The 22,043-nt window shown below is 34.8% G+C and carries 18 protein-coding genes; 9 read left to right on the top strand and 9 right to left on the bottom strand.

The features are described from left to right. Positions 1–103 precede the first annotated feature (103 nt). On the top strand, positions 104–2,890 hold the full coding sequence (locus tag V8G61_RS08545; RefSeq protein WP_394875131.1) for a putative LPS assembly protein LptD: 2,787 nt from the start codon (positions 104–106) through the stop codon (positions 2,888–2,890). Positions 2,891–2,918: 28 nt separating this feature from the next. Next, positions 2,919–3,302, top strand: a complete 384-nt coding sequence (locus tag V8G61_RS08540) for a RidA family protein (protein ID WP_394875130.1) — start codon at positions 2,919–2,921, stop codon at positions 3,300–3,302. Here V8G61_RS08540 and V8G61_RS08535 read toward each other — a convergent pair. The 5 genes from V8G61_RS08535 to V8G61_RS08515 all read right to left on the bottom strand — a co-directional run bounded on the left by V8G61_RS08535 (position 3,299) and on the right by V8G61_RS08515 (position 12,399). Then, complete coding sequence (locus V8G61_RS08535; RefSeq protein WP_394875129.1) at positions 3,299–4,582, bottom strand: response regulator; 1,284 nt, start codon at positions 4,580–4,582, stop codon at positions 3,299–3,301. The two genes, V8G61_RS08540 and V8G61_RS08535, sit on opposite strands and share 4 nt — an antisense overlap. Before the next feature lie 331 nt (positions 4,583–4,913). Then, positions 4,914–5,774, bottom strand: a complete 861-nt coding sequence (locus tag V8G61_RS08530; protein WP_394875128.1) for an N-acetylglucosamine kinase — start codon at positions 5,772–5,774, stop codon at positions 4,914–4,916. Positions 5,775–5,852: 78 nt separating this feature from the next. Then, positions 5,853–6,854 (bottom strand): type I glyceraldehyde-3-phosphate dehydrogenase, encoded by a 1,002-nt coding sequence (gene gap / locus V8G61_RS08525; protein WP_394875127.1) that lies wholly within the window; start codon positions 6,852–6,854, stop codon positions 5,853–5,855. A gap of 16 nt (positions 6,855–6,870) precedes the next feature. Beyond that, entirely contained in the window at positions 6,871–7,857 is a 987-nt protein-coding gene (pfkA, locus tag V8G61_RS08520; protein WP_394875126.1) for a 6-phosphofructokinase, read from the bottom strand. Positions 7,858–8,010: 153 nt separating this feature from the next. Next, positions 8,011–12,399 carry a translocation/assembly module TamB domain-containing protein gene (locus V8G61_RS08515; protein WP_394875125.1) on the bottom strand — a complete coding sequence of 1,463 codons (4,389 nt, stop codon included), beginning with the start codon at positions 12,397–12,399 and terminating at the stop codon, positions 8,011–8,013. Between the two features lie 165 nt (positions 12,400–12,564). Here V8G61_RS08515 and tsaD point away from each other — a divergent pair, with 165 nt between their 5' ends. From tsaD to V8G61_RS08480, 7 genes are all read left to right on the top strand, one after another. Beyond that, positions 12,565–13,587, top strand: a complete 1,023-nt coding sequence (tsaD, locus tag V8G61_RS08510; RefSeq protein ID WP_394875124.1) for a tRNA (adenosine(37)-N6)-threonylcarbamoyltransferase complex transferase subunit TsaD — start codon at positions 12,565–12,567, stop codon at positions 13,585–13,587. 4 nt (positions 13,588–13,591) lie between these two features. Beyond that, entirely contained in the window at positions 13,592–14,296 is a 705-nt protein-coding gene (locus V8G61_RS08505) for a 16S rRNA (uracil(1498)-N(3))-methyltransferase (protein ID WP_394875123.1), read from the top strand. A 1-nt stretch (position 14,297) separates the two neighbouring features. Further along, positions 14,298–14,948, top strand: coding sequence for a DUF4159 domain-containing protein (locus V8G61_RS08500; RefSeq protein ID WP_394875122.1), 651 nt, complete (start codon positions 14,298–14,300; stop codon positions 14,946–14,948). A gap of 24 nt (positions 14,949–14,972) precedes the next feature. Next, positions 14,973–15,482: a TrmH family RNA methyltransferase gene (locus V8G61_RS08495; RefSeq protein WP_394875121.1), complete on the top strand. Its 510-nt coding sequence runs from the start codon at positions 14,973–14,975 to the stop codon at positions 15,480–15,482. Positions 15,483–15,554: 72 nt separating this feature from the next. Then, on the top strand, positions 15,555–16,643 hold the full coding sequence (locus V8G61_RS08490) for an AI-2E family transporter (protein ID WP_394875120.1): 1,089 nt from the start codon (positions 15,555–15,557) through the stop codon (positions 16,641–16,643). A gap of 10 nt (positions 16,644–16,653) precedes the next feature. After that, the gene (locus V8G61_RS08485; protein WP_394875119.1) at positions 16,654–17,835 is read left to right on the top strand and encodes a class I SAM-dependent methyltransferase; all 1,182 of its coding nucleotides are present in this window, start codon (positions 16,654–16,656) and stop codon (positions 17,833–17,835) included. Positions 17,836–18,134: 299 nt separating this feature from the next. After that, positions 18,135–18,776, top strand: a complete 642-nt coding sequence (locus V8G61_RS08480; RefSeq protein WP_394875117.1) for a hypothetical protein — start codon at positions 18,135–18,137, stop codon at positions 18,774–18,776. A gap of 121 nt (positions 18,777–18,897) precedes the next feature. Here V8G61_RS08480 and V8G61_RS08475 read toward each other — a convergent pair whose 3' ends face one another. Genes V8G61_RS08475 through V8G61_RS08460 form a run of 4 tightly spaced genes read right to left on the bottom strand, consistent with a single transcriptional unit; the run spans position 18,898 to position 22,040 of the window. Continuing rightward, positions 18,898–19,680, bottom strand: coding sequence for an ABC transporter permease (locus V8G61_RS08475; protein ID WP_394875116.1), 783 nt, complete (start codon positions 19,678–19,680; stop codon positions 18,898–18,900). Next, a complete protein-coding gene (locus V8G61_RS08470; RefSeq protein WP_394875115.1) occupies positions 19,658–20,380 on the bottom strand; it encodes an ABC transporter ATP-binding protein in 723 nt (240 codons plus the stop codon). The genes V8G61_RS08475 and V8G61_RS08470 overlap by 23 nt, the downstream gene beginning before the upstream one ends. After that, entirely contained in the window at positions 20,373–21,608 is a 1,236-nt protein-coding gene (locus tag V8G61_RS08465; protein WP_394875114.1) for a nitrous oxide reductase family maturation protein NosD, read from the bottom strand. Before V8G61_RS08465 ends, V8G61_RS08470 begins: the two co-directional genes overlap by 8 nt. After that, entirely contained in the window at positions 21,609–22,040 is a 432-nt protein-coding gene (locus V8G61_RS08460) for a nitrous oxide reductase accessory protein NosL (protein ID WP_394875113.1), read from the bottom strand. Positions 22,041–22,043 lie beyond the last annotated feature (3 nt).

The raw sequence follows: 22,043 nt of genomic DNA, 5'->3' as shown, positions 1-22,043 counted from the left end.
TGGACGAACTTGTTATCGATTTAACGAACATTAATCCGTGTTTATTTCAAATTTCAATTTTATATGGAAATAATAAAACAATCACAGAAAAATATATGTAATTTTGGCATTTCAAAAACCGAGCCATACTTTTACAAAAATACATTTAAAAGCGTTGCGTACAAACACCATTAAAATACTTTTTACCCTAAGTTTTACAGTGTTTATTAACATGTTAGGCTTTGCCCAAGATATCCCTAAAAAAGGAAAAACCATCCCTAAATCTGAAACCGTTGACCAAACAAAAAAAGACACAACACTGGTTGTAAATGATAGTTTGATTAACCCTGTTATTAATCAGAAAGTACAAGATTCCACCCAAAACGATAGTATTCCACCCAAAAAAGGATTTTTAGAGAACAATATAGTCTATCATGCACAAGACTATACCACCTTCGATAGAAAAGCACACAAAATGTACTTGTATAACGATGCCAAAATTGATTATGGCGATATGAATATTACCGCTGGTAATATTGTTATAGATTATACAAAAAATACGGTATACGCCAAAGGGATTCTTGATTCTATTGAGGGATACACGCAAAAACCCGTTTTTACCCAAGGTAGCAATGTGGTTGAGCCAGACTCCATTATTTTTAACACCAAAACAAAGAAAGCTTTAATTTTTAATTCTCAAACAGCTCAAGGGGAAGGAACCGTTATTGCTAATGTCACGAAAAAAGAAAATGATTCGGTGTACTTTATAAAAAATGCAAAGTATACCACAGCTCAAAACCTCGAGGATCCTGAGTATTATATCAAACTTAGAAAGGGAAAGGTTGTTCCTGGGAAAAAGATCGTAACCGGTTTGGCGAATATTTTTATTTATGACGTTCCCACACCAGTTGGATTACCGTTTGGATTTTTTCCTCAGTCAGAAAAACATACCTCAGGAATTATTATCCCTAGTTTCGGGGAGCAAAATGATCGCGGTTATTTTTTGCAGAATGGCGGATATTATTTTGCTATTAACGATTATTTTGACCTATCTGTTCTTGGCGATTATTACACCAATGGAAGTTATGGGTTACGAACACAGAGCACTTATAGGAAACGCTACAAATTTAGCGGTAATGTTGCATTAAGATACGAAAGCTTGATCTCTAGCGAGCGTGGTTTTCCTGATTATTCGAAATCCACAATTTATAATATACAATGGTCTCACAGTCAGGATGCTAAGGCAAGTCCGAATTCTAGGTTTTCGGCCTCCGTTAACTTAGGAAGCAGTACGTATTATCGAAATTCTTTAAACCAGATTAACACAGGCGCTTTTTTAAATAACACCTTATCATCTTCAGTTTCTTATTCAAAAACTTTTATGGGTGAACCACAGGTGAATTTCAGTGTAACGGCGACGCATTCCCAAAACACCAATACACAGCAAATTAACATGACCTTACCTACGCTTCAGGCCAGTATGAGTAGAATTTATCCATTCGCACCCAAAAATGGATCAAAAAAGGGTGTTTTTGAAAATATTAACTTCCAATATAATCTTAGGGCAGAAAACAGAATCCAGACCACAGACGATTTGTTTTTTACTAAAGCAATGTTCGATGACGCTAAAACCGGCATGCAACATAGCATTCCGTTAACAACTAACTTCAAGGTTTTTAAATATTTTAGTTTAAGTGCCAGTACCAATTACCAGGAGGTCTGGACACTTAAAACCATTAAAAAATACTATGACGAGGTGAGTCGCCAATTTTCAACAGAAAGTGTTAATGGTTTTGATAGCTTCCGAACCTACAATTTCAGTACAAGTATAGGAACCACTGTTTATGGTATGTTTAATTTTGAAAAAGAAGGTAAAGACCGCAAGATCAAGGCTATTAGGCATATTATGAGACCTTCTATTAGTTACAATATTAATCCGGCTTTTGATACCTATTATGACAGTGTAGAAATTATTTCAGCAGACGGCCAGACACGAGAAGATATTGACAGGTTATATGGCGACTATACCCGTTTTGAACAAGGTGTATTTGGAACACCTTCCAAGAGTTTTTCAAGTTCAATGGGTATTTCATTATCGAACAATATAGAAGCTAAAGTACGTGATAGGGATAGCACCGCGACAGAGCCTAAAAAAATAAAATTATTAAACAATTTAAACTTTTCAACCTCGTATAATTTTGCAGGAGATTCTTTAAAACTGAGCCCTGTTAGAATGAGTGGAGGAACTACGCTCCTAAATAATAAACTTAATGTCAATTTTGGAGCAACACTTGACCCCTACGCTTTGGATAGTGATAATAACCGAATAAACACATTAAATGTCAAGAATGGTGGAAGTATATTCAGGCTTACTGGAGCGAATTTAAATGCAAGCTGGTCTTTTTCCAGCAAGGACAATAAGGGTAATGACCGTAATAAGTCCGGTATCGAACAAAACTTGAGGAATGGAGGACGCGCTGATGATTTATTGGGAGTTTCAGAAGATTTTGCGAGGCGTCAAAATGAGGGTGAAGACGATAAAGAAAAAGAAAATGCCGAAAGTGAACTATATAACTATAAAGTGCCGTGGAGTATTCGTTTAGCTTATGCTGTAAACTATTCAAATAGCCGAAGGCAAAATGAAATCTCATCACATTCGTTAATGTTTTCGGGAGATATCCAGCTTTCTGATAAATGGTCTGTAGGTGGTTCATCGGGTTACGACTTGAAAAATGCCGGATTTACTTTTACCCAATTACGCTTTGAACGGGATCTTCTAAGTTGGCGAATGAATTTCAGCTGGGTTCCGTTTAGCTCAAGAAGTTCCTGGAACTTTTTTATTGGCATTAAATCCAGTATGTTGAAAGATCTTAAATACGAACAAAGAAAACAACCCGATATTCAACTTTAAATTTGTTGTTCAAAAAATCTAATCAGATATGAAATCCATAATAACAACTTCCGACGCACCACAGCCTATTGGACCGTATAGCCAAGCTATTTTAAGTGGAAACACCTTATACACTTCGGGACAAATAGCTATCGATCCAAAGGGCAATCGTTTGGTCACTGATAATATTAAAGCTGAGACAAAACAGGTTATGGAAAATCTAAAAGCAGTTCTTAAAGCCGCAGATATGGATTTTAGTTTTGTTGTTAAAGCCACTATTTTTATTAGTGATATGAATAACTTCTCGGAGATAAATAGTGTTTACGGACAATATTTTGATGATGCTACAGCTCCGGCCCGCGAGACTGTTCAAGTAGCAAAATTGCCGAAAAATGTTAATGTAGAAATTAGTGTCATAGCCGTAAAACCCTAACGGGTTATTGAAGTCTTTGGCGCGTATTTCTCAAGTAGTTCTTTAAGACGATTTACGTCGATAGGTTTGGCAATAAAATCATCGATACCAGCTGCTTTTGCATTTACAATATCTTCTTCAAAAGCACTTGCCGAAACCGCAACAATGGGTGTGTTCCTTTTTATATATTTTGCCGTCTCCTTAATGGCTTGTGTAGCCATATACCCATTCATGTCTGGCATATAAATATCCATAAAAATAATATCAAAATCTTTATTCTCGTAGTGTCTAACAGCCTGCAGACCGTTTCGGGCAAAAGTACAATTAGCACCCAGCTGCTCTAATAAGAATTGGATCACCTTTTGATTAGTCAGGTTATCTTCGGCCACCAAAACATTAATTTTTTCTTCTAAAAAAGGCTGAGTTTGGTTAACCTCTTCTTTGATATTTAAGGTTTTTTTGAGTTGTAAACTGAAATAAAATGTAGAGCCTTCGTTTTCTTTACTCTCAACCTTGAGCTCCCCACCCATTAGTTTTATCAAATTATACGAAATAGAAAGCCCTAGACCACCTCCCCGGTAATCTTTAAAAAGAGGATTGATTTGCTCCGAATGATTTAGAACACTTTGCATTACCTCTGGCCCCATACCAATACCGGTATCTTTAATATAGAAACTCACAATTTGATCTTCCTCTAATCCTACGGTATCATCAACAATAATAGATATTTTGCCGGAATTTGTGAATTTTATAGCATTGTTGATCAAATTGATCAAAACCTGCTGAATTCTGGCAGAATCACCTAGAAGAGAATATTTTTTCTTATGCTTTGATAAAAATTTATATTCAAAATCTAAGCCATTTTCCCAGGCCTGATATTCAAATACTTTAAACAATCGGGAAAGATCAGACTTCAAGTCCATGGTTGACATTTTTAAGGTAACCTCTCCACTTTCCATATCAGCATTATCGGTAATCATATTTACCAATTGCAATAAGTGTTTTGAAGAATAATCTGCTATTTCCACCTGTGCCAACTGATCAGAACTCAATTCAGTTTGCTTTAACATATTAAGCATTCCTAAAACCGTACTCAATGGTGTCCGGATTTCATAACTCATATTGGCCAGATACGCCGATTTATGATCTGCTGTATTCTGAGCTTCTTCTAATTTATGATTTACTACGTCTAAGCGTTTCTCCAGATTTTTCCGAATAAGATCATGCTTTATCTGGTTTTTAAAAAAGTATTGTAAAACGAGAATCTGAACAACGCACAAACCCAATAGAATATAAACCATGTTGGTGCTTTCTATCCTTTGGTCAATAAAAAAATAGGTAAGAGAAAGTATTGCTATTATTGAAAAAAAGACAACAAAAGAAAGTACAAATCTAGGGGTAATATTATTTTTAATTTTGCTTTGAATAGACATTAATTCGTGCTTAAACCGTCGCATAAAGATATAAATAAAAAGTTCAAAGCATAGCTATCCAACCGCTGAAACATGGAAATTTAACAGCGCCTGAGAACTATAATACCGTTGAAAAGCACAGAAACAGAATGCTAACACCCCATAAATCAGCCCTATAACCTTCTGTTTTTGAAAACAACAAAGCTCTTTAAAACTAAAATTACATATCGTTCGTGTGGAAAGGAATCAAGCCATCGATTGGTCGTCGTATAAAATTACCCACCTTAAAGCCCATTTCCTGAGCAACTTCTTTAATTTCCTTTTGGGAAAAATAAGCTATTGATCCTGCAAAATGAACAGGAACAGTTTTTAGCTCCTCTTTATACTGCATAATCATGTTGGTAGCAAAAAGACGAATTCCTTTTTTGATAAGATTGATAGTATACTCCGAATCTTTATGCAAAAACATAAACTCAGCAAAATTAGCTAAATACGCATTTGGACTCGGTTGTTTATATAAATTGTATTTTATAAAGTCTGCGTCCATATTGTATTTAGCACCAAACGCTATTTTTACATTTTCGGGCATATGATTAAAGTAGTAATCTCTGATCAATTGCTTTCCGTAATAATTTCCTGAGGCATCATCCATGAGCGTGTAGCCCAATGATTTCACCCGCTGATGCAATTTATTACCATCCCAATAACTGCAATTAGAACCAGTACCAAGAATGCATACAACAGCAGCTTCAGTTGGGTGATTTATAGTTGAAAATACAGCGGCAAGAGTATCCTCATTCACCTCTACATGTGCATTCACAAAAATTTCCGTAAGAACCTCAGTCAATAAATTTCTCGCATTTTCAGTACCACAACCGGCACCATAGAAAAATACATGAGTTACAACCTCTTTATTGTTGCTTAATTCCTCACTGTTTTTAATTATTTTAATCAGTTTCTTCTTGGAAAGAATAGCCGGATTTAAACCCTTGGTACGGATCTTTTCCAGTAATTTATTTCCATTTTTATCTACAGCTATCCAATCGGATTTTGTAGAACCACTATCAACTATTAATACCATAGCTTAAAGATAAAAAAAAACTCCACATAATGAACGATTGCCCATTAGGTGAAGTCTTAAATTGTTATAAATTCAAAATTAAACTTTGCTTATGTATTGGGCCAAGTCAATAAGTTTCGTTGAATAACCAAACTCATTATCATACCATGATACCAGTTTAAAAAAGTTATCATTTAAAGCGATACTAGCTCCTGCATCAAAAACGCTGGTCATGGGCTCAGAAACAAAATCCTGAGATACCACAGCTTCTTCAGTATAACCCAAAACTCCTTTTAATGGTCCCTCAGAAGCAGCTTTTAAGGCGGCTTTTACCTCATCCCAAGAAGCAGATTTTTCAGTTCTTACTGTTAAATCAACTACTGAAACATCAGGTGTTGGAACTCTAAAAGCCATACCTGTTAATTTACCATTAAGTTCAGGTATTACCTTACCAACAGCTTTTGCTGCTCCGGTAGAAGACGGTATAATATTCGCCAAAGCACTTCTACCACCACGCCAATCTTTTTTAGATGGTCCATCAACAGTCATTTGTGTTGCGGTTGTTGCGTGTACGGTAGTCATTAAGCCTTCAATAATTCCAAAGTTATCATTGATAACTTTAGCTAAAGGCGCTAAACAGTTTGTTGTACAAGAGGCATTAGAAACTATAGTATCCGCAGCCGTAATTTTATCGTGGTTCACACCCATTACGAACATTGGTGCATCTGCTGAAGGTGCTGAGATAGCTACTTTTTTGGCACCTGCTTTCAAGTGTGCTTTCGCTTTATCTAAAGTGGTAAAAATACCAGTACAGTCTAATACAACTTCAGCGCCTACAGCATCCCATTTTAGATCCTCCGGGTTACGTTCAGCTGTAATTCTGATCTCATTTCCGTTAACCACAAGATTCCCTCCTTTTATATCTACAGTTCCGTTGAATCTTCCGTGTACTGAGTCGTATTTTAATAAATAGGCTAAATGATCAACATCTAATAAATCGTTGATCGCTACTATTTCAACATCAGGTCTCGAAGCCGCTACTCTAAAAGCGATTCTACCTATTCTTCCAAATCCGTTAATTCCTAATTTTAGTTTTGACATATTCTTTTGTAATTGGTTATGTGCTCATAATATCTGAGACACGTAAAAGTTCTAAATTAATTTTTGTTTTTCCTTTAATCGCCTTATCTAAAGGCGTTAATTCCATTTTACTGTTTAATAGTCCAACCATGAAATTGGTTTTTCCTTCCAGTAAAGATTCTACGGCTTTAACTCCCATACGGCTTGCTAAAACACGATCGAAACATGATGGCGGACCACCACGTTGCATATGACCTAATACAGAAACACGTACATCGTAGCCTTCCATATTTTGATCGACGTAATCCTTAAGTTCAAAAATATTCTTACCTATTTTATCGCCTTCAGCAACTACAACGATGCTTGAGGTCTTTCCTGATTTTCTACTACGATTCAAGGAATCTACCAAACGATCCATACCCAGATCTTCTTCAGGTATTAAAATCTCCTCAGCACCACCGGCTACACCAGTATTCAATGCTATGTGACCAGCATCACGCCCCATAACCTCAATAAAAAATAGGCGGTTATGCGAACTGGCTGTATCACGAATTTTATCAATGGCATCAACAACGGTGTTCAAAGCAGTATCAAATCCTAAAGTATTGGAGGTTCCAAAAATATCGTTATCAATAGTTCCGGGAATTCCCATAACAGGAAAACCAAACTCCTGATTAAATATCAAGGCTCCAGTAAAAGAACCGTCTCCACCAATAACTACAAGGCCATCAACGTCATTCTTTACAAGGTGTTCGTGTGCTTTCTTACGGCCCTCCTTTGTTCTGAATTCTTTAGATCGGGCAGATTTTAAAATTGTCCCTCCCTTATTGATAATTCCGCGAACACTTCGAGCATCCATTTCTTTAAAATCACCTTCAATGAGTCCCTCGTACCCGCGATAAAATCCAATGCACTTTATATTATGATAGGCGCAGGTCCTGACAACAGATCTTATAGCTGCATTCATTCCCGGCGAATCGCCACCTGAAGTTAGTACGGCTAGTTTCTTTATTAATTTTGGCATTCATTTTCTAATTAAGTCAGTAAAATTACTAAACAAAAAGCACATTTCTAAACCTGTAGCTATATTTTCAATGGGGAAAGAAAACTATAACGTTTTAGTTAATAAAAATATTAAACCCCTTAGTACATAAGGTCTAATCTTAGGTAGTTTTTCTTAAATCTGGCTGGATGGCGAGACGTCTGGAATCACTTTTTCCTCGGTTTCAACAGGTTGTTCGGTGGTATTTTCTTTGGGTTCACTCTTCTTCTTTACGATATTTCGAAGCAATTCCTTAAAAGTATCAAAATCTACGTTATACGACAAACCGAGACCTTGAGTGTATCCAATATTCTCTCCAAAATTTCGAATACTATTTTCCCGGTTGAAAACTCTTGCCGTTAAGGTTCCTTCCTTATTTAGCAAAAAGTTTATTTCCACATCTCCTGCTACCACAGTTTCAGTAGCTCCGGGACCACCAACTGGAACTCCTACTTTACCATTAATAAGTACACGGTCACTTATCTGGGTTTGTAAAGTAAATCCAACACGGTTATCTGTTTGAAAATTTGCCGTATTTTGACCGGCCTCAAAATAAGGGTTCATATTGAATTTACCATTCTTGGAACTAAATATACCACCAATGATACCATTTAATCGTTCCGCAATCGTACCTGAAAGACTTAATTCGTTAAAGCCACGCCCCTGAAAAGAACCTCCACTAGCCAAGAAATATAAGGCCTGATTACTAATGTTATCACCGGTTCCTAAGCGGTACTGTAATTCTGATTTAATAGCTGAATTTACATTTGGAAAATCAAAACTGAAGGTTGGCAGAGGTTGTTCCAAATCGCCTGTAAGCTCTATAACTAATTCAACAGGAATACTTCTGTTTACAGGGTTATCTAGTAACGGTGATGGATTGGCTTGTGTTCTATAGATGGCCTTCATATTAATCTGAGCTTTCAAAGGATCACCATCCCAGGCTATAGTACCACCAGGCTGCACCGAGAATTCCTTTTGAACCAATCCGCCATAGGCAAAATTATAGGTTCCTTCGAAAACGGAGAAATCCCCCCACATATCAAACTTTCCATTGGTATTTATTTCAACTAAAATACCTCCACGACCGCGACCTTTTAAGGCATGGCCTGTATCTTTATTAATGATGATCTCTACCTCGGCGTCTTCAGTTATATCTAAATCAAAATCGAGTTCCAGACCTTTAATTTCATTAAACTCAATGTCCTCTCCTTTAGCTCGTGCACTTTTTTCTTCGGGGGTAATAAAATGGATATAGGAGTTGTCTCCGAATGATTCGGTATCCTTTAAAGGTATTTTAAACACGGTTCCCTCCTTTGTAGCACCAACCACACTTATAACAAGTGCCTCAGTAGGTCCTTTCAAGCTAGCTACACCGCCAATAAAACCTGTACCATAATACAAAGATTCTTCAGATTCACTAGTGTCTAATACGAGTAATCTATCTGTTTGAATACCCAGATCCAAACTCCAATTGGAGAAATTCTCATGGTTCAAGCTCCCTTTGAGAATTCCCTTTGAATTAAATTTAGTATCTGTGATTTTGATATTATTGAAGGTAAAGGACTGATCTTTAAGCGTTACACTGGATATTGGATCAAATTGGTAATCAACATTCAGATAAGGGATTCCTAAACCACCATTTTCCAGAACGAGATCGCCATTAAAGCCCGGCTGAGACAAGTCGCCTACCAAATCAATTTTTCCACTGATCTCACCCCTGATATTGCTTAAAATATCCTGAAGCAACGGATTTAGAGGTTGCAGATTGAATTTATTGAAATTTAGTACAACATCAATTTTTGATTGCTCTCCGTCCACCTCTATATTTCCCTGCGCATGAAACGATTTTGAAATATCGTTTTTAATGAAAGCATCAACCGTATAATTCGTTAAATCTGCATTACCCTGAATGCTGGCATCGAAAGAGCCTAACTCAATATCGTTCAATTTAAAATCATCTATTACGACTGTTGAATTAGGTAAATAACTGCCATTCTTCTGCAGTATATCCAACTTACCGTTTACATTTCCTGCTAGAGAGAGGCTATCAATATCCGGCGTTATTTTCGCAAGATCAACATTTTTAAAATTTAGCTTGATGTCTTTCTGGGTAGAGTCTTTTACAAAGCCCGATAACCTGATAATTTCATTTTTATGGTTAACTCTGAGATTATCAATAGTAAATGTTGACAAGGCTTTATCAAATGAAATCTTATTATCTAGATCACGGTTTTCATTAATAAACCACTTATTATCTTTTAAGGTGACATCTGATTTCTTGAACCCTACTACAGATTCATTATCCTCGTTTATGGTATGATACAGACTTAGGTTAAACTTATCGTTATTTCTTTTGCCTCCTGTAAATTCAGAACGAATAAATAAGGTATCATTAACTGTAACATTAATTAAATTAAACTTTGAAACATTATAGTATTTGGTGTTTAAACTATCTACCTCCAAATAAGTATTGAATAAGGGGTTACTGTTATCGACTTGTAGTTCAATGTTATTGGCAAAATTCTTTTGGTAAGTTATTTCAGGTGATTTGAAAGTCAATCTAAATTTCCGCTCATCGCTCTCTACCCGTCCTCTAATAAAAGTGTTCTTGCCCAAACTTAATTCTGGAAAAACAACCTCTACAATCTTATTATAAATCTTAAAATTGAAATTAATATGTTGCTCTGTATCCACCTCATAAGGCTGATAGTTCGTGTAAATGTAACCTATAGAATTTTCGAATAATTTCTTGAGATCTTTGAACCTGAATTTTCCCTCCATATGACCTTCAATAATATCAGGTGAAATAATATCAATAAACCGTGTTTCATTAATAAATTTTGATTCTAAACTTAAATTATCGAAGAGATAGGTGTCTTTTTGATTCTTATAGCTCGTGTTTTTAAATGCAATTTTTCCGAATGCATCATCATAACTACTAGCATTCATGTTCATTTTTACCGAACTTCTAAAGATTGCGATATCATCTCTATTAACGAAGTTCAAAGCCTTTAGATCGGCATAATATACTTCAGCTTCAAAATCATATTTATTAACTTTTTCTGAAAAGTCAACGAACCCGGTGAAATTTAGATTTAAATTTTTATCTGTAGCCACTAAATTTCCATCAAAAATTTTATTTCGAACATTTCCGGCTACCTTAATATTCGAATAATCGTAATCATTGTAAACAATATGGTAAATATCTCCTCTTACAGCTGTATTGACTTTTTCGGCTACAAATCCCTTCCCATCCACATCGAAATCTAGTGAGGCTGATCCCACCTTCGGAGCATTTAAAAAGGTTCCGAAGTCAAATTCATCAAACTTAAGAGTTCCTTTATACGATGCATTATCAATATCGTTAACCTTATTGATTTTCAAATCAGCATCTACCAACCCAAGATCAGTATTAATATTAATATCGGCATCTACGGTAGAGGCTGTTACACGGGAGGTTCCTGTGATTTTAAAATTTCCAAGTGTCTCAAAACTGGTTGGGATAACCTTACCTAAAACGTTGGGCATAATAGCATCAAGATCCCAATAAGTGGATGTAAGATTATTGAAACTGGCATTCATCACGAAATCCCCTTTTTGTTTACTGAATATATTTTTCAGATTTATGTTACCACGGATCCTTGTATTTCTGCTCGTAAGATCTAACCTGTTTACATCCAAATCATTTAAAGTCCCATTGAGATCAACATCGATTCGGGCGTATTGGTTACTTCCAAACTCATTATAAAAAGTATTCAGCTCATCCAGGTGAATTTTCGTGTCGCGCAGTTGCGCACTGATCTTAACCTTATCTACAAAATACTGTAAATCTTTCCGCTCATAATTAAACTTCAATTCTCCTTTTATAAGCGATTTCGGTGTTTCAATCTCAAGATTCGCAAAAGTCATTCCCGTAAGTGTGTAATCAAAATTGGTCATCATATTCTTAACGGCCAACCCACGCTTATCGTTAAATGACAATTTATTGATCCGGGTACTTACATCACTTCCTTTTACAAGAAAATTTGTAGCATTAATATTCAAGTTATTAAATTCAAGACCTTCTGGATTATCATTATTCTCATCAGAAATTCGAAATACGCCATCTACAATAGAAATATCACTGGAAGACAATAAAAATTCACTAGGCTCTTCTCTGGGATTATCACTTTCAAATTTGGCTACAAAAACATCCAAATTAGTGTCTTTATACCCCTTGTAGGTTTTAATATTGAACGTTAGCCCCTGAATATCAACATCACCAAAGGTTAACTTATTATTAAAAACCTTCCTAACACTTATGATAGATGTGTTAAGTCTGTTAATGGCTATTAAAGTATCTTGTTTAAAATCCTCAATGTATATTTTTTTTAGTTGTACATCACCATTAAGCTGCATCCCAATTTGATCGATATTGATATTTGTACCAAACTCCTCATTAAGTCTTTTAGTAGCATAATTACCTAAGGCCGTTTGAACCGGAGGAATAGAAAGCACCAAAACGCAGATAATAAAGAGCATCACAAAGATGCCTACAATCTTATACGTTATTTTAAATACTTTTTTGATGGATTTAAGTCTTATGTTTTAATTTTGAATAGTCTATTTTTGTACTTACGAAAGAGAAGTGGTTCAAAGACTTCTATTTTATTCAAAATTAACAATTATTGTGCCTAATATTCACTAATGCCCGCAGAAAATATTTTTATTCTTGGAATTGAATCTTCCTGCGACGATACCGCCGCTTCGGTAATCCATCAGGGAAGAATTCTAAGTAACGAAGTTGCCAGTCAGAAAATACATGAATCTTATGGTGGGGTTGTGCCCGAATTGGCTTCCAGAGCACACCAGCAAAATATTGTCCCGGTGGTACATCAAGCCCTTAAAAAAGCTGGTATTTCTAAATCGCAATTAAGTGCTATCGCTTTTACTCGTGGTCCGGGCTTAATGGGAAGTTTACTCGTAGGCACCTCATTTGCTAAATCTTTGGCTTACGGACTAGACATTCCGTTAATTGATGTCGATCATATGCAGGCTCATATTCTGGCACATTTTATTGAAGATGCCGGATCGAAAAAGCCGCCTTTTCCATTTTTAGCGCTCACCATTTCTGGTGGACATACGCAAATTGTTCGTGTAGATGATAATTTTAAGATGACGGTTATTGGAGAAACCATTGATGATGCTGTTGGTGAAGCTTTTGACAAAAGCGGTAAATTACTTGGTTTGGGTTATCCTGCCGGCCCCGAAATGGATAAACGTGCCCAATTAGGAAATCCGAAGGCCTATAAATTTACTAAACCTAAAGTTGATGGTTTAAACTTTAGTTTCTCGGGATTAAAGACAGCCATACTTTATTTTGTTCAGAGAGAAACCAAAGTTGATCCTGATTTTGTAAAGAATAACCTGAATGATATTTGTGCTTCCATTCAATATACTATTGTTGGAATTTTAATAGATAAACTTAAACTGGCATCAAAACAAACCGGTATCAAACATATCGCTATTGGTGGTGGTGTTTCGGCAAACTCTGGAATCCGGGAAGCTTTAAAACAAGGTGAAGTAAAATTTGGTTGGACCACATATATCCCTAAATTTGAATTTACGACAGATAATGCTGCTATGATCGCTATTGTAGGCTATTTAAAATATTTAGAAGGTCATTTTTCAAAACAAGATATAACTGCTTCGGCCAGACTTAAATTTTAAGATCATGCAATTATTTTTCACCTCCGACATACACGAAAACAGCGACACCTTTAGTTTTAATAAAGATGAGAGCCGACATATTATAAAAGTACTTCGGAAGTCGAAAGGAGATCAATTAAATATCACTAATGGTAGAGGCTGGTTGTTTGAAGCCAAAATTATTCAGCCAGACCAAAAGCAATGTGTGGTATCTCTCATTTCGAAAACAAAACAACCTCCGAGACCCTATCAGGTTCACCTTGCCGTTGCGCCAACAAAAATGAATGACCGTTTTGAATGGTTTCTGGAGAAAGCGACTGAAATTGGTATCGATCGTATAACCCCATTACTTTGTGAGCGCAGTGAACGCCGTGTGATTAAAAAGGAGCGGTACGAAAAAGTTATTCAAGCGGCCACAAAACAATCATTGCATTTTTTTATGCCTGAACTTGACGATCTAACCTCTTTTAATGACTTTGTAAAGGAGAATATTAAAGGGGAAAAATTCATTGCTCACTGCGAAGAAAAAGATAAAAAATCACTAAAAGAAATCATACAACCAAATACAGACGTTACTATTTTAATTGGTCCCGAAGGTGATTTTTCATCCCGGGAAATTGAATCAGCCATCAAAAACGGTTTTAAACCGGTAACCTTAGGTGATACCCGATTACGTACAGAAACAGCGGCTATTGTAGCCTGCTATTCCGTAGCTTTTATAAATCAATAATATGAAGTTCAAACGACACATAATAAGTTTTAGTTTTTACCTTGTTTTTAATTTACTTAATGGGCAGGATATCGCACTTCTCAAGTATAAAGGTGGTGGCGATTGGTATGCAAACCCTACAGCTCTTCCAAATTTAGTTAGCTTTTGTAACACCAATATAAACACCAAGATAAACCCGAAAATCCAAACTGTAGAAGTCGAAAGCCCGGAGATCTTTCAATATCCTTTTGTACACATGACCGGCCATGGCAATGTGTTTTTTAATGAGGAAGCGGCAACTAATCTTCGGAAATATTTACTATCAGGTGGTTTTCTCCACATTGATGACAATTATGGTTTAAAGCCTTTCCTTGAGCGGGAACTTAAAAAAGTATTTCCTGATAAAGAGCTTATCGAACTTCCGGCAAGACATCCTATTTTTAGTGTTTTTTATAATTTTCCTAATGGTCTTCCCAAAATACATGAGCATGATGGTAAACCTCCGCAAGCTTTTGGCATTTTTAATGATGGTCGTTTGGTTTTGCTTTTTACGCATGAATCCGATCTAGGGGATGGCTGGGAATCCCCTGAGGTTCATAACGATCCGCCTGAAATTCGCAAAAAGGCATTAGAAATGGGGGCTAATATCATTAAATATGTTTTTGAGCATTGAACCATGCCTTAGTTATTAAAAACGATGCAGCTTACCCACTACAACTCCAAGTTTAATAAACATCAATTTCCAATTATTTTAGTTTGCGACGAGGTAACTAATGCTCCTAATATTGGAAGTCTATTTCGCATTGCAGATGCTTTTGGAGTCGAAAAATTGATCTTGTGTGGAGAAAATGTTCAATTAAGTCGGAAAATAAAAAAAACATCGCGGGCCACTGAAAAAATAGTGCCTTACCAAATTGAAACAAACATTGTAAATGTTCTAACCGATTTAAAAAAACAAAACTATCATATCATAGCCCTTGAAATTACTTCGAGGAGTTCCGCTATTCAAAGCCATAGGTTTTCTCTTAAAAAGCCTATTGCTGTGGTGGTAGGAAATGAAAATGAAGGCGTGTCAGATGCTGCTTTAAAGGTTTCAGACACTATTTTACATATTGATATGTTCGGCGAAAATAGCAGCATGAATGTTGTTCAGGCAGCAAATATTGCTCTTTATGAAATCACAAAACAATTATTAAAGTTTCCCTGATTTTCTTCATTAAAATGAAAAAGAAAAAATCTTCCCGAGATTTTGATTCCCTCAAATTAGTATATTTACTGCATGAACTCTAATACTATATCAAACGGGATTTTAAAGGCAGTAGCGATTATCTTTGGTATTGCCCTACTGGTATATTTATTATACGATATTCGCTCGGTAATTTCATACGTTGCCATTGCCGCTGTAATTTCACTCATTGGACGCCCAATAGTTCTTTTCCTAGTTCAAAAATTGAAATTTAAAAATACCATCGCAGTTGTGGCTACAATTGTTTTACTGCTTAGTATATTTTTGGGGTTAATGAGTTTATTTATTCCCCTGGTCTTAAAACAAGGACAGAATTTATCACTTTTAAATATTAACGACCTTCAAAACAATATAGAAAACCTGTATACCGAAATCGTAAATTATTTCAACCTCAAACAGATTGATATTGAACAATCTTTAAAAGCTTCAAATCTATTAGATAATTTAGATTATTCAATCATACCTAATTTTTTAAATACGGTGATCAGTAGTCTTGGAAGTTTTAGTATCGGCTTGTTCTCGGTGTTATTTATTTCATTTTTCTTTCTAAAAGACAGTCATTTACTTGAGAGTGGTTTAACGGTTTTTATTCCTGAGGATAAAGAAATGCGTTGGAAAAAGTCTTATGTTAAAATTAAAGACCTGTTATCTCGATATTTCGTCGGACTTATTCTCCAAATCTTGGTGCTCTTCATTATATACACCATTGGCTTATTAGTTGTTGGGATAGACAACGCCATAGTTATCGCCTTTCTTTGTGCCCTGTTTAATTTAATTCCATATTTAGGTCCTTTAATCGGTTTAGTAATTATGGTTACCTTAACAATGACGAGTAATCTTGGTATGAATTTTAGCGATGTGATTTTACCTAAAACTCTTGGGGTATTAGTAATATTTGCTATTGGGCAGGTTGTAGATAATTTTTTCAGTCAGCCTATTATTTATTCAAAAAGCGTAAAATCTCACCCTCTAGAAATATTTTTAGTGATCTTAATTGCTGGTATTCTATTTGGTATTGTAGGGCTAATTATTGCTATTCCAACCTACACCTCCATTAAGGTTATTTTAAAGGAATTCCTATCCGAGAACAAAATCGTTAAAAAATTAACCCGCGATCTATAATTTATTTTTGTTGAATGCCGCCATTCTAAATACAACCGTTCAGAATTTTATAGAAAAGAATCTGGATGCGGATTTGGTAAACTTAGCCTTAAAAAAACCATCATTCCCTGGTGTTCAAACCGAAGAACTTTTATCACAAATTGAGGCGAAAAAACGTTGCAAAGATAAATTACCTACCTGGTTCCATACTACAGCAATTTATTACCCAACGAAGTTAAATATCGAGCAAACATCCTCCGAAATCACTGCGGAGTATAAATCAGGTCTAATTTCGGGTGGTTCATTAATCGATATTACCGGCGGTTTTGGTGTAGATTCCTTTTATTTTGCAAAAAAAGTTAAAGCCGTAACGCATTGCGAAATTGATGAGCCATTATCAAAGCTGGTTAGTCATAATTTTGAACAACTGAAAGTTTCAAATATTACGTTCGTTCCGCAGGATGGCATTGACTATCTAAAAAAGTCCGGGCAACATTTCGACTGGATCTTTATCGATCCCTCAAGACGGCACGACAGTAAAGGACGTGTATTTTTTTTAAGAGATTGTCTACCCGACGTTCCGGAACATTTAAAAACACTTTTTGAACACAGTAATCATATTTTAATAAAAACAGCACCTTTATTAGATCTCAGTGCTGGCTTAAAGGAGCTTGAATCTGTTAAACAAATTCATGTGGTTAGTGTGAACAATGAAGTAAAAGAACTACTTTGGGTTTTAGAAAAAAACTATCAATATGGTCTTGAAGTGATTACCGTAAATCTAAAAAAGGACGATACAGAATTATTTTCGTTTTTGTTAAAAGAAGAAAAATACGCTTCTGCTAACTATAATGCGCCTCAAAAATATTTATATGAACCGAATGCATCCATCTTAAAAGCTGGGGCCTTTCAATTGATTTCTGAAAAATACAAGGTTTCCAAACTCGATAAACACACCCATTTATATACTAGTGAAAAATTAATTGAATTTCCAGGGCGTCGGTTTGAGATCGAGAATATCATTCCTTACAGTAAAAAAGACCTTAAAAAAGCTGGAATAAAAAAAGCCAATATCACGACCCGAAATTTTCCGGAAAGCGTAAAACAATTACGACAGAAATTTAAGATCTCTGATGGTGGCGATATTTATTTGTTTTTCACTACGGATTATGAAGGGAAAAAAATGATAATCGTTTGTCGAAAAACCAATTAAGAACTCGTTATTTTTGAAGGGCCGTTTTAAAAGGGTTTTCGATAAATACCAAGTTTTCGACACCCTACTAGCCTAACTTTTAAAAATATTAAATTATTTATTTACAATATCTGATATTAATCATTAATAATTTTTTTTTATCTTTCTATATTTCAACACTTTAAGCACAAGTGTCACCAGGATTAATTGGTGTAAAATGGCTATGGGATTAATATACTGAATTAGCTTAACCAATCAACTCTTCTACCTTTTTTCGGTTCTATATTTTTTTATTTAACAATTTTTAAATTTTTTAAAAAATGAATCGTTTACATTTATTCATGACAGCCCTTACTTCTTTATTTCTACTTTTTTCTTGTTCAGAAGAGCAAATTCAAGGCACAGAACCTACCGATGGATTTTCTCTAAAAATGGCAACACCAAAAGCCATAACGGTACCATTTAAAGCTACTTTTTTTACCCTTAGAGATTATTCATTCACCCCTGATTGTTCAGCTTACGGATCAACCAATCCTGATGAAGATTTTGGTGCGGCTGGTAATTATCAGGTGGGTGAAGGTGAGGGTACTCACTTAGGAAAATTTACAACAACAATCTCTTTTTGTGGAGGCCCTAATTTCCAATATAAAGCAGGTGAAGGGGTGTTTATAGCTGCGAATGGAGATGAATTATACTTTAACATTCCCCCTTCCGGAGTCATAGGTCAAATATATCAAATCTTCGATGACCCTTACTATGAACTTTGGTTTGGAGATGCCTTTGAGTTTACAGGCGGTACAGGTCGCTTTGAGGGCGCAACCGGTAGCGGCACAACTGATAGTTATGTCAATTTGATCGAAGGTGGCTGGGCCAACTTTCCAGACGGCTTTCTCCCAGAACATCAAACAGATCATGTGTTTACAGGTACGCTTACATTTTATCCTGGAAGCGCATCTAAATAAAAATCAAAACAGAATATCTATGGTTCGATAAGGAGTTACTTTACGTAGCTCCTTATTTAATTATAATCTATACTTTGAGGGATTAATTCTGCGCATTTTTTATTAGTTTCTTTTAAAATTATCAAAAATCCTTTCTTTTAGCTTTATAAACAATTCTAATAACAGGAAAAATGATCCACAAGGATAACATTATAAAGGATATTACTAGTCCTAAATTTGTTCCGAAAAACTGTTTAAAAATAGCTCCTGTGTAACCTAAAAGTGCAGAAATATCCAATTTCAGTAAAATGAGTGTTCTGGATAAGTCTATCGGGTTTAGCATCGTGCCTACCAAAGAGAGTTTATCTAGTGGGTAATCTTCAAAAAGTATCAGCGACATTAAAAAAAGACCATCATAAATAATAGCCAGGAATAGCCATAAAAGAATTGCATAGCCAAATCCTTTTATCTTATTTTCATTAGATAAAGCAATATTAAAAGCCAATGCCGTAAAAACAAACGACAATAAAGCTCCTGTAATTATTAGTAATGAAAAATCCCAAATGCTATTGGATTTAAATAAACCATAAAAAATAAAAGGTAGCCCCAACCCTAAAATTAAACTCATTGATAAGGAAATAGCTACGCCTAAATACTGACCTAAAAATATTGAAGACCGCTTTAGGGGTTGTGCTAACAGGAGTTCTGTAAATTCTTTAGAATTGTAATAATACATGGCTCCAAAAATGGTTCCTATTAACGGGACAATAATTATAATAACATTCATTAAAGTTATAACCGCTTTAGAAAGGTCATTATTTAAAAATAACAACACAAAACTAAGCAACAAATAGAATGCAAAGTATACGTAACTCCAACGACTACGGATTAAATCGTAAAAACTATATTTTAATATTTTTAGCATGGTTTTCTTTTAAAATTGTCGCTATAGCATTTTCAAAGTCCGGTTGGTTGGTTTTTTGTTTTAGTTCATTAATAGTGCCTTTAAAGTAAATTTTTCCCTCTAATAAAAACACGATTTCATCTGATATTTCTTCAACAAAACTCATAATGTGTGAGGTAATTAATATCGTTTTCCCTTTATCTTTTTCAGATTGTATTAATTGTTTTAAAGTGAGTAATGAAATAGGATCCAACCCCGATGTTGGCTCGTCTAGAATCATAATAGGACTATTGAACATAAAGGTTAAAACCAGATTAACTTTTTGTTTGGTTCCGCCGGATAGATTTCCTAATTTTTTATCAAGAAATGGTTCTAAACTAAATTGACTTATTAAATCAGTGTCGTTTTTGGTGTAACCTCTAAGATCTTTGATCATGTTGATGAGTTCCTTGACTTTTAAATTATTAGGGAAATTTGCAATTTGAGGTAAGTAATCAATCTTATTCCTGTAATAAGGACTTTTTTTTATGTCGCTCCCAAATAAGTAAATATTGCCTTTATTTGGTATTACCATCCCTAAAATAGATTTTATTAATGTTGTCTTTCCCGAACCGTTAGGTCCCAGAACGGCAAATATGCCTCCTTCTTTTATGTCAAGATCTAAACCACTTAATACGTCGTTTTTACCAAACCTTTTATGTAAATTTTCAATTCTAATCATGGTGTTTTTTCATCAAGGGATTGTTGTCCATTAAATCGTCCGGCGTAAAAACAGGCGAGACTTTTTCTGAAAAATCTATAATATCAATAAATAAACTTCTTAATAAAATTATCGTCTCAGGCGTTCTATTTACTATATAAGAAAACAGCTTAACGGGTCTGTAAGGCACATCTCCAAAACCATCTTTATCTAAATCGTAGCCTGTGTAGTTGCTCCAATAATTTTGATTAAATACATTATCGTTTACTTTGCTGTTATAAGAAATATCGAAAGAATTGTACAAAAAATTGTTTTGAAAAAAAGTATTCGTGTAACACGCACCTCTCACTTTAATGGCCCAACCATTATTTATAAAATTATTGTTTTTGTAAAGCATCCTATTAGAGCCTTCAATGTTTATTCCTATAGTGTTTTCCTCAAAAAAATTACCAATTATTTCAGAATCGTTTATTTCTTTTAGAAGCACTCCATACGATGCGCTTCCCCAGTTTTTTTTAAACCTGTTATATTTCATTTTAATATTTTTTGAAAACATAACAGCAACACCAGCGCCGTTGTTTTCAAATAAATTTGCTTCATAAACATTCTTGTTTGAAAACATAAAATGGAGTCCGTACCTTAAGTTTTTTGTACTTGTATTATTTTTAATAAAACTATTATGCGTAAATTCCAGATAGATACCATCTCTCACGCCTTGAATATGATTTTGTTCAATATTCACATGATTACTATACCATAGTTGAATACCGTTACCTGAATTATACTCGGATGTAGCATTACCTATAATCCTGTTGTGAAATATGGTGCCATGGTTTGATTTTTCTATATAAATACCGAAAAACATTTTTTCTAATACTAAATTCTTAATGGTAAAATAGTTGCTCTTTTTTACTCTAATGGCGGCAAAATCTTCAGTATAACTTTTACCTACATTGATAATATTTAAACCATCGACAGAAACTGAATCTGAAACTATGGTAATAATTTCTCCCTTTAATTCGCCGTCTATAACGGGTTGATTTTTTCCAATAATGTTTAGTGGCTTATGTATGATAATATTATGTTCTTTATAGGTGCCTTTTTCAATAATAATAGTGCCGTTTCTTTCTACTAATTGTATCGCACTTTTTAGGGAAGAAACAGGACAGGTATTGCAAACCGTTATGGTTTGAGAATAACCAATCAGGGTGAAAATTAATAGGCTTATATTTATTACAAAACAGTTCAATTAATTAAGATGATTTTGAAGTTCTTCCCAGGAATATAAGGTCCCACCTTTTAGACTTTGAAATTTTTGAGCTTCAGTGGGATCTTTAAAGGCCGATAAAAAAGCCCCCATCGGGCTGGGTATTTCTTCACTTATCAAAAAAGTTGCTTTAGTGGCATCAATTAATACTTCCGGCTCGGTAAAATTATTAGAGAGGTACAATTCAATTTTTGAAACATCGAATGATTTTTTAAAATTTATCATGCATTCTGTGGCATCAAACTTATAAACCTTCCCCTTTTTTGTAACAATTTCAGCCGCATGAACCTTATCCACTATAGTCATTCTACAAAAATGACATCCATCATTTCCGTAATCTATGGGCTTAGGCGTAACATTGCAATTATAAAACAGCAACATCGGCAGTATTAAAAAACAGTTTAAAGACTTCATTTT

The organism is Gaetbulibacter sp. M240, assembly GCF_043876815.1.
Taxonomy (GTDB): domain Bacteria; phylum Bacteroidota; class Bacteroidia; order Flavobacteriales; family Flavobacteriaceae; genus Gaetbulibacter_A.
This window is presented reverse-complemented; position numbering and strand designations above follow the sequence as displayed.